Genomic DNA, 12,935 nt, shown 5'->3' on the forward strand with positions numbered 1-12,935 from the left:
CAACGAATCGCTTCATGAGTCACCCGGTCTCAGCGCGTTGATTCAGTTTAGGCGATCAATGTGTTTTCACACAGGCTGGACCCACAACGGCCCTTCGACATGCCGCGACCTAAACGGCAGCTTCCAAGGGCACAACGGCCATCCGACACGAGTCGCGACTGTCAAACGGTTTGGTTTGGTGGGTCAGTTCGCTTGGCGCAATCTGTCGGCAACGCACCAGGGCAAAAACTCGTCGACACGTGTGAACTTGCGATCGGCTCCTGATCAAGCTTTCCGACCGATTTGCGCCTACAGTTCGTCGCCATTGTGTGCTGCGACGCGGAGCCGCGCTCAACGCCGCAAGAACCACAACAGCACGGACACCACGACCGAAAGCACGATGCACGTGACGATCGGGAAGTGAAAGTTGAATCCGTCGCGGACGATATGGACGTCGCCGGGCAGTCGGCCGAACGGGATGCGCGCGAGCCAATGCCATCCGAGGCCGGCAAGAATGCACAGTGTGCCAATAACGATCAGGAAACGGTTCATGGGGCGTCGTCACTCACGGCAGCCGACGTGGTCATCATAGCCCCACGCAGGCGGAGTATCCGCGCCGATTGAATTTTGAGCCACCGCGTCGACGAATATCTGTTCCTGGGCGACACGAAGGACTCTCGACAACGCTTTCTGCCGCCAATTGCCCTAGGCGGGGGACCATAGCCGATCCTGCTCTGCCGTTCGATTGTCCGTCGGCCCAATGGCCGCCTTGAGACGGGGATGCGACACAGCGTCCTGCCGGCACATCAGAAAATCTGCCAGTGCGGACAAGCGGGGCCAAGCCGATTCTATCGAGCTGCACGCTGCGCCAGAGGGCATTGTTGACGCGTCCGCGCATTGAAGTCATTGATTAATCGGCTGATCCAACCGTGCAGTAGTGAGCAAACTGTTCTGCGGAGACCGCGAAACCCTTCTGCCTGGCGAGTTCCCAAGGACGTTCGCATTGGTGCGTGGATTCACACCAAGAATACCCAGCCGAACCAATACAACCATGTGCATCGCGATCTGAACCGACAACGGGTGACGGGATGTCGGGCGGCGAGGCCGCGCAAGCGCTTAGCAAGTATGTCATCGTGACGGTGGCCAGGCAAACAGAAAAGTAGTCTCGACGCATAAAGTGAGTCCCGGATTTGTGTGACAGGACGTCGGATAGATGTGGCCTCACTCGTTCGGACAGTCTTCTGAGATTTGTAAGTGGAACGTCCGGGGCGGTCATGCTGCCAATTTGATCGCAGGCAGCGTTGCGAAGTATGCCTCATCCGGCGTGCGGTCTTCCAGACTCGAATGAGGTCGTCTCTGGTTGTACAGATTGATGTAATCGCCGATTGAGCGCCGGGCGTGGCCCACCGATTCATAGGCTTTCAGATACACCTCTTCATATTTCACGCTTCGCCACACGCGCTCGACGAACACGTTGTCACGCCAGGCACCTTTGCCGTCCATGGACAAGCTGATGCCCCGGCTGAGCACGGCCTCGGTGAACACTGTCGCGGTGAACTGGCTGCCCTGGTCGGTATTGACGATCTCAGGTTGCCCGTACTTCGCGAACGCTTCTTCCAACGCCTCGACAGCGTGCATCGCCTCCATCGTGATCGCTACGCGGTGGGCCAGTACCTTCCGGCTGGCCCAGTCCACCACGGCGGTCAGATACACGAAGCCGCGCGCCATCGGGATATAACTCGTATCCAGTGCCCAGACCTGGTTTGCCCGATTGATCGTCATGTCCCGCAGCAGATACGGCCAGATCTTGTGCTGCGCATTGCGTCGGCTCGTGTTCGGCTTGCAGTACAGCGCCTCGATACCCATGCGCTTCATCAGCGTGCGCACGCGCCTGCGGCCAATCTCGTGTCCCTCGCGACGCAGCAGTCGCGCCAGCATCCGCGCTCCGGCAAACGGAAACTCCATGTGCAGTTCATCGATCCGGCGCATCAGCAACTGGTCTGCCTCGCTCACCGGTTGCGCTCGGTAATACACGCTCGATCTTGCGATACCGACGAGTCGCGCCTGCTGCGAAACCGGCAATACATGCGTACGATCGATCATCGCTTTGCGCTCAGCAATCCCGCTTTGTTGAGCGCGCCGCTTAAAAAATCGTTTTCCAGCGTGAGCTGGCCGATCTTCGCATGTAGCTCCTTCAAATCGACTTGCGGCTCGCTCGACGCCGTGCCGCCTGCGCCAAACACATCCGCGGCACGTTCCTGCAACTGCCGCTTCCATTCGGTGATCTGGTTCGGGTGCACATCGAACTGCTGCGCCAGTTCAGCTAGCGTCCGCTCACCCTTGACCGCCGCCATCGCCACTTTCGCTTTGAACGCGGCTGAGTGCGTCCGTCGGCTTCTTTTCGTCATCTTCCAGGTTCCTTTGCCGGCATTATGCCAGGCTCAGACCCCGAGCGTTCCACTTATCCGACTGTCCGAATTTGCGCGGCCACCTCTATCTGAACGAGCCTGACGTTGCGGCAATCTTCGATAATTCAGTAGTGTTCGCCCGGCTCACCAACGCGAAGGCGAGCCTGCCAATCGGCAAATAGCAGTTCAAGCCGATGCAGCAACACACATCCTTGTGAATTAAATGGCCGCTTCCCCGGCGGAGTGTCCGAGCAACGATACGATCGAATGACGCTTCATGGCCGAACGCGAGCCAAGCTAAGGCACTGAAGTCTATTCTGTTTGGGTGCCGGTGTTTGTTGATCTGGCGACTCTACAGTCCGAAGCCTCGTCATGGCACAAGCCAAGTCTTGCGTTCATCCGAGGCACACCACTCGGATAAGCAAGCTTCCGATCGTATTATCCGCTCCGATGTTCGCCAAGGACGGCGATGCCATGGTGGAAATCTACGTTGATCCGACACGATCTCCAGTGATGCAAGATCAGCTCGACGCCATCCTTTATCTTGGGTCGCCTTCCGAGCTGAATTGGCGTCAACTCTCTCCCGGGCTGTTGTCTGACCCGGAATACGTAAAGATGCGCTCGACCCGACTCGCTAGGGCTGGAATTCCCGATCTCGGCTAATCGGCGAGAGACCAGTCAGGCTCGTATGTTGGCTGATTCCATCGCGTTCGTTTCCCGTGTCTGGTCCGCAGGCAACGGGTCGATCCGATTGTCGACAAATTGGCCGCCAACATTGAACGTCCCAAACTGGCCAATACTCGCCCAGCCCAGCGAGAGGTCAAGCTAGCTTTGAATAGATGCGCGCATTCCGCAAACTACCATCTGGAGCGCGCCGCTCCTGTCGCAACACACCTTCCAGTTGCATCCCGGTGCGTTCACAGACCCGAACGCCTGGTGCGTTCAGATCGTCGCAGATTGCCTCTACTCGCTTCTCGCCGAAATTGCAAAACGCATAGTTAGCCAAGGCATCTTCCTTTTTCACGGCCAGCAGCCGGCCGGGCCAGCGCAGGCTGCTGAGTATCGGGTCGCTGGGGGTCGCCCTTTATCGCCGCTACATGGTCTACGGGAGTTCGGCTGCAACGACACCCCCTGATAGCCGATTTACCGTCCTCCGCGGCGCCGCAACTGCGCCTTCTTTCGCGCCATGACCGACTCAGCGTCCGCTGAAAACAAAATAACAACATCAAAGTTGACGATTGAATCAACTTTAGGTGTAATGTCGCCACTCGTCGTCGCGGGCGAGCGATTGGGGCGGCATTAATCTCAGGATCCCGAAATCAACCGAACCGCTCTGTTGATGTTGGCGCTGCTTGCCAGTCAGGGGTAACTGGCGATAGCTGAGAGGTTCGCGCATAACCAGAGCCACTAATGGGGCGTAGTTCCCCGATGCCGCGCCGGCGTCCCATTTAAATGAAGTGAAGGCAAAGATGAAGAAGATTCTGATCGCCGCTGCAGTTGTTTTCAGCACTGGCGTTTTTGCAGGCGAATTCCGCGTACCGCAGGTCCATCACGAAATCGCGGCGATGCCGACAAATCAGCGCGAATCTAAAATCGCGTCGCTATTCGATCGGTGCAATGCGGCGCTAGTAAGGGGCGACGCGGACTCCGTTGCCAAGGTGTACGCACCCGATCCTGAAGGCATCACTATGCGCCCGCATATCCAGGCAACGCTAAACGCGATGCTGGTATATCCCACCGTACAGGCGTTCCTGACGTCCCTGTGATAGTCCGGTTTTGGTGGCGGCTGTAATGTAAGGCCATACCGGATGCAATTGCGCTTTACGCCAAAATGGTCCCCGGTCTGACCGCGCAGGTCGCTTTGAGCCAAAGCGGGTTCGTCAAAACATCGCGTCTTTTTTTTCGCGGCAGCCCTGTCGCGCCGGCGCCGACAAGAAAATCTCATGAAACTTGCCCGTGTAACCCTGCTCGTCATTCTCTTTTCGCTTCAAGCTTGTGGGGGCGGCGGGAGCGGTGGCAGCAGTGGAAACAGTAGCAGCAGTGGAAACAGTAGCAGCAACAGTTCGTCAGATACCGGCTTCTATGCGCCGAGCTACGGCGACGCGAGAAGCGACACCCGCTATGAGGCCGACCTGTCCAGCGTCACCCGTCAGGTGATCAGCTACCAGGACGTGGGAAAGGACCTTGCTTCCAACATCGCGGTCTCCGACTCGATGATCCAACTCTTCGGCGACTACAAGGTGCGGCTGACCCAGGCGAGCAAGAACAGTTGCCCGAGTGGTCTGGAAGGTTGTGACACGGTCGATTCGGACTCCTTGGGGGTGGGCCACAGCGCTCTTATCACGAATCTCGAATCCCTGAGGAGCGGTATCAAAGATCAGAGCGAACGGGGCACGTGCGTAGCGTTCTCCCTGAACGCCGCAACGGAATTGCTGCTCTCGAGGCAGCAGAACAGTACTAAACTGTCGGAACAGAACACGTACTTCCAGGGAAAGCGACTGACCAACTCTTGGAACAACGCCGGACTCGACCCGTACGACACCATCGCTGCATTCGTCGACAACAAGACCAAGTTCGTTCCGGAGAAATCCTGGCCATACAATGGCGATGACAAGTATTGCACCAACTACAACCGCAACTATCCCAATGCCACCTGCTCGCCTACCGAGGCGCAGGGTGGCGGCAGCGATACCCGGCAGCAGGATTCTACCGCAGCGAGTTCCTCAGGATTTCGGACGCCCACGGCGCACAAGCTCTATGCGTCCATTGGCCGGATCAAGCAAGCGCTGTATCGCGGCTACCCTGTGGTCATGTCCATCAACGCGAACTTCGATTTCCAGGTTGCGACGTACAAGGGCGGCGTCGTGTCGTGGGTCATCAAGGCGGACAGCTGCGGGACCAGCCTGTGCGGTCACGAAATTCTGGTCGTCGGCTACAAGGACAGCGATCAGGTCGCGGGCGGCGGATATTTCATCATTAAGAACTCCTGGTCATCGGGCTGGGGCGACGGCGGGCTGGCCTACGTCACTTACGAATGGCTGCAACACAGCTTGCTGGACGCACAAGCGCTGGTTCGGATCGACAGCGCCGATTAGTAGAGCGAAACGGTATCAACTTACACTATTGGGGGCCGAAGAACGTGCCAGAAACCGAATCTAACCATGGAGTGAACGATATGGCTTTGCACAAGGCAGTATTGGTAGCAGTGGCACTTGCAGCTTGTATCGATGCGCACGCACAGGTCGCCGGCACACAGACTCTGAGCGTCACTATTCAGCAGTCCCAGGCGCTTTTGCAGGGATGGAGCGTCAAGAAGAGCGTGCTGGGCAAATCGGTCTACAACGACCAGAACGAAAAAATCGGCGCGGTCAAAGATCTGATCGTGGCCCCGGACGGCTCCGTGTCGGCGGCCATCGTCGCTACAGGCGGCTTCCTCGGCGTCGCCACGCATGATGTAGCGGTGCCCATCGCCGCACTCGACGTGCGCGGCGGCAATCTATATCTGCCGGGCGCCACCAGGGACGCCCTGAAGGCAACGCCTGAGTTCCAGTACGCGAAGGTGCAATCGCCGCCTAAGCCGAAGAAGGTTCAGGCAGAGTGACCTGTTTTCAACAGTCCTAAGCTGAGGTCGTTGCGGCTGGCAAGGTCAGTCGCAACGACCTATCGCCGGACTCGAGCTTCGCGCTCAACCGCTTGCCCCTTCAGTCCCCCTTGCGCTGCGCACTCAACACCCTGCCCCCGCGCTGTTCGGATGGGGGTATTGCAGAGTAGCCCCATCCGAACAAAGCCCCTTCAGACCGCATTCCCATTTTTCCATTTCCAAGCCACTTATGTAGTCAATATTGGCGACTGCTGATCAACACGGCCGCGCGTCAGGAAAGGCCACCGCCTTTCATGGATCACCCAACACCATGCAAAAAACCCTTGGACTTGCCATTGCCACCCTGCTCGCCGTCGCCGCTGTTGCGCTGTGGACCCTGCTCGCCCGGTTCGAACCATCCATCAAGTCCGCCATCGAGACGGAAGGCGCGCTTGCGACCCAGACGCAGGTGCTCGTGGGTAGCGTCGAATTCTCGCCCTTAACCGGCGTGGGCGCGCTTGATGGACTTACCGTGGGCAACCCCACTGGTTTCTCTTCGCCCTACGCCGTAGTGGTGGACCGTATCGCCTTGCATGTGGAGAGCGGCTCACTTCTCGGCGGCGGCCCTGTCATCGTTGATTCCGCCACAGTCATCGCACCGCAGATTACTTACGAGGCGCAAAGTCCCACCGCCACCAGCAACCTGGAGACCATCAAGAACAAAGCCCAAGCCTATTCCGCCACCCCGGCCGCCATCCAGGCCGGCAGCAACGCGCGCAAGGTCATCATCCGCAACCTCACCGTCATGGGCGGCACACTCTCACTTGACATTCACCTGCCCGGAGGCGCGCTTACGGTACCGCTACCTCCGCTGCATCTCGTCAATATCGGCGCGACCACAAGCGGCGCCACTCCGCCCGAGATCATCCGTGCCGTGTGCGAGGCGCTCGCGGACGAAGCGAAAAAGGCGGTCACCGAGGCCATCGCCCAAAAGCTGAAATCCGTTATCGATATGCTCAAGCCGCCCGTAGGTGGGTTGCCAAAGCTGCCGTCCCCTCCGTCCCTGCCGTCCCTGCCGTCCCTGCCGTCCCGTCCGTCCCTGTCGCGCCCTCCGTCCCCTCCGTCCCCTCCGTCCCTGTCGTCCCCGCCATCCCTGCCATCGCTGCCCCCCCCACCCGGCCTACCCTTGCCGCCCCCTCCTGGCTTTTAGGGCCTGACGGGTCCACTGCAATCCAGTCCCGATCAGAACCGTAGAGCGTAATAAACTTGTCAATGCGCCGGGAGACCGGCAAGGAGTAAAGAGTGGAAGTCTCTAACAACGAAGGTCTAGCTCCTCGATTAGAGGCACTCGCCCCTTTGCTCTGGCTATACTGGCGCCACAAAAAGTACAGACAAGAGATAAGAAGCCGTATGAAAAACCTGTCGCGTAGGTGAAGTGATGAAAACGAAGCTGAGGGCCGCGAGCGCAGCGGTATTGATCGCAGGCGTGCTCACGGGTTGCGCCGATGTGCGACAAGAACACGCCGGAGGCAGCGACCTACGGCACGTACCCTGACGACTACAAAGCCTGATCGATGCCTATCGGCAGACAATGCTAAATGAACCTTCGAGCGCCGTGGTGCAATATCTGAATGAATCATCGTCGGGATGGACGCGAACCGCACCTGGAGCGCCTGCTGTGTTCGGTTATCGCGTGTACCCGATAGTCAATGCGAAAAACAGTTTCAACGGCTATGTTGGCAACCTGCTTACCGAAGTTTTCATCCGCAATGAAAAAGGTGGTGAGTTACCGCGTCGCTGATCATTCGAGCAGTGCGTATGACGCCGTCGTACAGAGTGCGTGCGACTCGGTCAGCCCCAAATGAAGGGCGTGCACGCCACGAGGCCTATAGTTACCAGCGCCATTCGTACGGCCCGCAACCGCGAATGACTGTCCCACAGCCTGCGATCCCTTGCGGGCTTTTCTTGTGCGGGCAGCCCTCCGTCTCGTTCTGGTCGGCTCACCCTTTCGCATAAGGCCGAGAAGCGGCGCCGATCTTCCCCAGACTGAGAGGCTGTTTTTTTGGGTGGTACCGACATTCGAATGTCTTCCTGCACCTAAGGTCGAATGGCGGGAGTTGGCCGGGTTGAGGCACTGCCACCGCCAATTTGCTCGCCGGAAACCGGCCTATAAGGACCTCCCCGATTTAGCAAGATTGGTTTAGCGGATGATCGAACAAGTCTCCTTTGTCGTGAGAGGGGACGTATCTGGCAGGAATGGCGGCGAGACAGACTGCATGCCTATAAACGGCCTCGCTGGGCGCGCTGGCGTTGCTGCGCCCGGGCCCGGATAATAACCGCGCAGCAGGACTCCATTCATTGAGCGGCATTTGCACTGGGCGCATCGCCTTGCCGGTTTTCGAGTTCGCCTGCTGCCGGTCTGACCTGTCGCTATCCTTGCCTGTTGGGTCCTCGAGTTGGAAGTGAAATTGCTGTGGGCGTGGCGTTTCAGGGTTCGGGGCTTACGCGCTCGCCACCCCGCCATGGCGGGCGGGCGCGTGCGATGGATCGAAACGTTCGCCCCTGGCGAGCACCGCCCACAGGACGCGGGCGTGCTTGTTGGCCACGGCAACGAGGGTTCGGGAGTAGCCCACGCGCGCCTGCAACTGAACGATCCAGCGGGAGAGCCGGTCGTTGCGTCGGGGCGCGGTGAGGACCGCGGAGCGCGCGCCCTGGAACAGTAGACTGCGCAGATAGTCGTTACCCTGTCTGGTTATGCGCCCGAGCCGCTGCTTGCCGCCGCTGCTATTTTGCTTGGGCACGAGGCCGAGCCACGCGGCCATCTGCCTGCCGTTCTTGAATTGTGCTGCGTCAACGATGGTGGCCACGGCGGCCGAAGCGGTGACCGTCCCGACTCCGCACAGCTCCATGCAACGCTGTGCCTGGGAGTCGTGCTTGGCGTGGTCGCCGATCTGTCGATCCAGCCACGAAATCTCGTCGTCCAGCGTCTGCCATTGGGCCCAGCCACGCATGAGAGCCTGACGGGCCTGACCGTTGAGTTCGTTGTTGCCGTCCTCAATGTGCTCAACGAGGTGTTTGCGCAACTGGTTGATGCCTTGGGGCAGGAAGACACCGAACTCGCCCAGCAGCCCTCGCAACCGGTTCACGAGTGCGGTACGCTCCTCGACGAATCCGGTGCGCATGCGGTGGAGCACCAGCACGCTCTGCTGGGCGGATGACTTCACAGGCACGAAGCGCATGTTGGGGCGACCCGCAGCCTCACAGACAGCTTCGGCATCCTGTGCATCGTTTTTTGTCTGGGCGCCACCTTTGCGGTAGGGCGCGACAAATTGCGGGGGAAGGAGCCGTACCTGATGTCCGAGCGCGCGCAGTCTACGGGCCCAGTAATGTGCGGCACTGCACGCTTCCATGGCGACGAGGCAGGGCTGCAGATTGGCGAACCAGCTGAGGAAGTGCTCACGGCGAACGGCTTTGCGGACCACGACGTGTTCCATGCCGTCGACTGCATGAATTTGCATGACGTTCTTCGCCAGATCCACGCCGACACGAGTAATCGTTTCCATGATTTCCCCCTCCCGGAAGGTTGTGTAGCACCAGCCATGATGGCACCGATGGGTGCCTATGCTGGGATCGGGGAGGTCCTTACTAATTCATTGAGTGGGGGTGGACGAGACCTTGGCTATTCAAATGGGATGGCGACCTCGACCGGCGGCTTGTGGCCGACCTTTGCCCGATGTCGCCGCGTGCCTGAAGCCCTACCCCGCTTTGAGCAGAAGACCGTAGCAGAGGACGAACTCGACAACCTGCTGTAATAAGTCCGGCGTCGCCGTTTCATCTGCAACACTCCCACTGCTGGCGCAGTCTTCAGTGTGTTGCATCCACCGGCGGAATCCGCCGGGGACCATCTGTCTCGCGTATGTGGAACCATGGTTGATGTGGTCGGGCGTCATGGACATGACATCGAGGCGATTTCTGCCGGGGGTGGTTTGCCCGTGCCTTACTGCGAGGGAGACATCGCCGCCGATACTCCGTCGAACGCGTGCAATCGGGCGCCGCGCTCGTCGATGAAGCGGGCCGCACGATGAACGACATCAGCAAAGCTGTGCAACGCGTGACGGACATCATGGGCGAGACCGCAGCGGCATCGGAAGAACAAAGCAGCGGTATCGAACAAGTGGCGCGAGCCGTCACGCAGATGGACGAAGTGACGCAACAGAACGCGGCGCTCGTGGAAGAAGCGGCGGCCGCGGCGCAATCGCTGGAAGATCAGACGGCGACGTTGCGCACCGCAGTCGAAACCTTCCGTCTGCACGATGAAGGCATGCGCGTAGCGGCTTAAGCGCCTTTGGTCTGGTTTGAAGGCGGCCCGCGTTTTCGTTGAGAACGCGGGCCGCGGTGCATTTGCAGACATAACTTCAGGTAATCACCTCATGAGGTGAATTCAATAGACGGCTATCGCTGAATTCTCCAGACTTCGTGCGTCGGATCGATAAACGGTCCGCCCGGCGAACTAAGCGCGCGCTACAGCGCACAAGCATCGGAGGAGACACGGATATGCTGCATCGCCCAAGGGTCACACGCTCGGTCCTCGCGCTTATGTGCGCGATGTCCTTCATCATGTATCTTGACCGCGTGAATCTGTCCGCCGCAGCGGGTCTGATTCGCGACGATCTTCATCTCAGCAATACCGATATCGGCCTCGTGTTCGGCGCGTTTGCCTACACGTATGCGATCTGCCAGGTGATCGGCGGATGGGTCAGCGACCGCTTCGGCGCAAAGACGACGCTGATCGTGTGCGCGTCGATCTGGATCGTCGCGACCATAGCAACGGGCTTCGCGGGCGGCGTCGTATCACTCTTTTGCGCGCGCATGTTGCTCGGCGTCGGCGAAGGCGCGGCGTTGCCCGCGCAGGCACGCGCGCTCGTCAACTGGTATCCGGTGGGCAAGCGCGGCTTCGTGCAGGGGCTTACGCATTCATTCTCGCGCCTAGGCAATGCGCTCACTCCGCCGTTGATCGCGGTGTTGGTCGCGGTGGCTTCGTGGCGCGCGTCGTTCGTTCTGGTGGGCGCACTGACGGCCGTGTGGGTTGTCGTGTATGCGTGGTATTTCGCGGATAACCCGCGATTGCATCGGCATATGACGGCGGCGGAAGAAGCGGAGTTACCGCCTGAAAACAAGGTGGCCGTGGAGAAGACGCGCGAGCGCACGCCGTGGGCGCGGCTCATCAAGCGTATCGGTCCGACGATGATCGTCTACTTCTGTTATGGCTGGACCGGCTGGCTGTTCTTTACGTGGCTGCCGACGTTCTTCATGCATGGACGCGGGCTCGATCTCAAGAGTTCGGCGCTCTTTTCAGCGGGCGTGTTTCTGTCAGGCGTAGTCGGTAATACAGCGGGCGGCGCGCTGTCGGATCGCATTCTCAAACGCACCGGCAACGTGGTAGCGGCGCGGCGCAACATGATCATCGTCGCGTTTCTCGGCGCGCTGATTTTCCTGGCGCCGGTCATGTTCGTGAAATCGCTGCCGATCATGGCCGCTTCGATGAGCCTGTCGTTCTTCTTCCTCGAAATGACCATCGGGCCGATCTGGGCCGTGCCGATGGACATTACGCCCAAACACGTGGGCATTGCGAGCGGACTCGTCAACGCGGGTTCTGCCATCGCTGGGATTTTTTCGCCCATCGTGTTCGGTTATATCGTCGATAAGACCGGAAGCTGGACGCTGCCCTTCGGCGGATCGCTGTGCTTGCTTGCAGTGGGAATCGTGATGACGTTTTTCATGCGGCCCGATATTGCGCTCGATCGCGAGCAGGAAGAATCAGATTCGTTCGATGGCACGCGTGAATTGCGTCGAACCTAAGCCGGCCGGATCGCGTCGATCACGAGTTGCGTCGCGGGACTGATGCGCCGGTTCTTACGCAAGATGAGGCCATACGGTGCAAGCCGTCCGCGCAACGGCGTCGCCAATGAAGCGATCGTGTCGAGCGTCACGTAATAGTCAGCGACCGAACTCGGCAACACGGCGAGCATGTCCGAATCGCGCAGAAGCGAAAGCGTGGTGAGTATCGATGAAGTCTCGACCGTGCTCTCTGGCGGCGCCACGCGCGATTCGCGAAACGTCTGATCGATGATTTGCCGCATCGGGCTCGGATGCGGCTGCACGATCCACGGAAAGGCCGCGAGATCCGCGAGCTTCGGCTTGGCATGCATGTTCGTCGCCGGATGATCGGGGCGCGCGACGATCGTCAACGCTTCTTCCGACAAGGTCTCGAAACTCAGGTCCAGCGCGGGAAATCCATACGGAATGCGCCCGACGACAATATCGAGCTGATCCTGCTGCAACGCCTGCACGAGCACGTCGCTCGTATCGATCTGCACAGTGATATGCAGACGCGGATGCGCGCTCTTCAACTGCACGATCACCTTCGTCAGCAAGTCGGGCGCGGGCGCCATGACCGCACCGATACGCACCTTGCCAATGCCCCCCGCCTCGATTGCCGCAAGCTCCTCACGCAACTCGTCGAGATCCTCGAACACGACCCGCGCATAGCGCATCACCGCTTCGCCGTAAATGGTCGGTTCCATGCCGCGCGCGTGACGCACGAAGAGCGCGACGCCGATCGTATCTTCCAGCTCCTTCAACGCTTTGGTCGCGGCGGGCTGCGTCATAGCGAGCTCGTCGGCCGCACCGCGAAGCGATTCCGTTTCTGAAAGCGCCGTCATCAATTGCAGATGACGTAAGCGCAGGCGTTTGCGAATGGTGCTTGCAGGCGCAATCATTTCGACGATACCCCAACCGTAGACTCAGGCGATAACCACAGGAAATAAGGCGATGCAAATAATTCGATAGTCAGTTATCGCGCAGTTTCGCACACTAGGGAAACGCTGATTTATTCAGCTCGGTGGTCATCGCTGGCGTAGCCGAGGACGTTATAGAAGAAGGCAGTTTACGGAACAGACTCACGATGA

General features: G+C 59.4%; 13 protein-coding genes and 2 pseudogenes. 9 read left to right on the forward strand and 6 right to left on the reverse strand.

The genetic code is table 11. The annotated features are described in order from the left end of the window. Positions 1-330: 330 nt before the first annotated feature. The 3 genes from HDG33_RS36025 to HDG33_RS36030 form a co-directional block, all read right to left on the reverse strand. Positions 331-531 (reverse strand): DUF2905 domain-containing protein, encoded by a 201-nt coding sequence (locus HDG33_RS36025; RefSeq protein WP_184040951.1) that lies wholly within the window; start codon positions 529-531, stop codon positions 331-333. Positions 532-889: 358 nt separating this feature from the next. Beyond that, positions 890-1,153: a hypothetical protein gene (locus tag HDG33_RS37920; RefSeq protein WP_409259125.1), complete on the reverse strand. Its 264-nt coding sequence runs from the start codon at positions 1,151-1,153 to the stop codon at positions 890-892. Positions 1,154-1,251: 98 nt separating this feature from the next. Next, positions 1,252-2,387 (reverse strand): IS3 family transposase gene (locus HDG33_RS36030; RefSeq protein WP_184040954.1). Its coding sequence is split into 2 segments (ribosomal slippage): positions 1,252-2,123 and positions 2,123-2,387, totalling 1,137 coding nucleotides; the frame shifts between segments, so codons are not numbered across the junction. A 372-nt stretch (positions 2,388-2,759) separates the two neighbouring features. On the opposite strand from HDG33_RS36030, the gene HDG33_RS36035 reads away from it, so the two are divergent. Further along, on the forward strand, positions 2,760-3,050 hold the full coding sequence (locus HDG33_RS36035; RefSeq protein ID WP_260330719.1) for a hypothetical protein: 291 nt from the start codon (positions 2,760-2,762) through the stop codon (positions 3,048-3,050). Positions 3,051-3,207: 157 nt separating this feature from the next. Here HDG33_RS36035 and HDG33_RS36040 read toward each other — a convergent pair whose 3' ends face one another. After that, positions 3,208-3,411, reverse strand: coding sequence for a GNAT family N-acetyltransferase (locus tag HDG33_RS36040; RefSeq protein ID WP_184040957.1), 204 nt, complete (start codon positions 3,409-3,411; stop codon positions 3,208-3,210). 445 nt (positions 3,412-3,856) lie between these two features. On the opposite strand from HDG33_RS36040, the gene HDG33_RS36045 reads away from it, so the two are divergent. The 5 genes from HDG33_RS36045 (at position 3,857) to HDG33_RS36065 (ending at position 7,768) form a co-directional block, all read left to right on the forward strand. Beyond that, complete coding sequence (locus HDG33_RS36045; RefSeq protein WP_184040960.1) at positions 3,857-4,153, forward strand: hypothetical protein; 297 nt, start codon at positions 3,857-3,859, stop codon at positions 4,151-4,153. A 177-nt stretch (positions 4,154-4,330) separates the two neighbouring features. Beyond that, a complete protein-coding gene (locus tag HDG33_RS36050) occupies positions 4,331-5,482 on the forward strand; it encodes a C1 family peptidase (protein WP_184040963.1) in 1,152 nt (383 codons plus the stop codon). 80 nt (positions 5,483-5,562) lie between these two features. Further along, the gene (locus tag HDG33_RS36055) at positions 5,563-5,988 is read left to right on the forward strand and encodes a PRC-barrel domain-containing protein (protein WP_184040966.1); all 426 of its coding nucleotides are present in this window, start codon (positions 5,563-5,565) and stop codon (positions 5,986-5,988) included. Positions 5,989-6,298: 310 nt separating this feature from the next. After that, positions 6,299-7,177 carry a hypothetical protein gene (locus HDG33_RS36060; RefSeq protein WP_184040969.1) on the forward strand — a complete coding sequence of 293 codons (879 nt, stop codon included), beginning with the start codon at positions 6,299-6,301 and terminating at the stop codon, positions 7,175-7,177. Positions 7,178-7,585: 408 nt separating this feature from the next. Further along, on the forward strand, positions 7,586-7,768 hold the full coding sequence (locus tag HDG33_RS36065) for a hypothetical protein (RefSeq protein WP_184040971.1): 183 nt from the start codon (positions 7,586-7,588) through the stop codon (positions 7,766-7,768). 700 nt (positions 7,769-8,468) lie between these two features. On the opposite strand, the gene HDG33_RS36070 is transcribed toward HDG33_RS36065, so the two are convergent. Next, on the reverse strand, positions 8,469-9,530 hold the full coding sequence (locus HDG33_RS36070; protein ID WP_184040974.1) for an IS110 family transposase: 1,062 nt from the start codon (positions 9,528-9,530) through the stop codon (positions 8,469-8,471). Positions 9,531-9,869: 339 nt separating this feature from the next. On the opposite strand from HDG33_RS36070, the pseudogene HDG33_RS38540 reads away from it, so the two are divergent. The 3 genes and pseudogenes from HDG33_RS38540 to HDG33_RS36080 form a co-directional block, all read left to right on the forward strand. Beyond that, positions 9,870-9,992, forward strand: a pseudogene (locus HDG33_RS38540) (diaminopimelate decarboxylase); the annotation flags it as partial. A gap of 2 nt (positions 9,993-9,994) precedes the next feature. Continuing rightward, positions 9,995-10,306: pseudogene (locus HDG33_RS36075) on the forward strand (methyl-accepting chemotaxis protein); the annotation flags it as partial. A 215-nt stretch (positions 10,307-10,521) separates the two neighbouring features. After that, positions 10,522-11,826, forward strand: coding sequence for an MFS transporter (locus HDG33_RS36080; protein WP_184040977.1), 1,305 nt, complete (start codon positions 10,522-10,524; stop codon positions 11,824-11,826). Here the strand turns inward: HDG33_RS36080 and HDG33_RS36085 are convergent. Further along, positions 11,823-12,746: a LysR family transcriptional regulator gene (locus HDG33_RS36085; RefSeq protein WP_184040980.1), complete on the reverse strand. Its 924-nt coding sequence runs from the start codon at positions 12,744-12,746 to the stop codon at positions 11,823-11,825. The two genes, HDG33_RS36080 and HDG33_RS36085, sit on opposite strands and share 4 nt — an antisense overlap. Positions 12,747-12,935 lie beyond the last annotated feature (189 nt).

It is taken from the genome of Paraburkholderia sp. Cpub6 (genome assembly GCF_014201065.1).
Classification (GTDB): Bacteria; Pseudomonadota; Gammaproteobacteria; order Burkholderiales; family Burkholderiaceae; genus Paraburkholderia; species Paraburkholderia tuberum.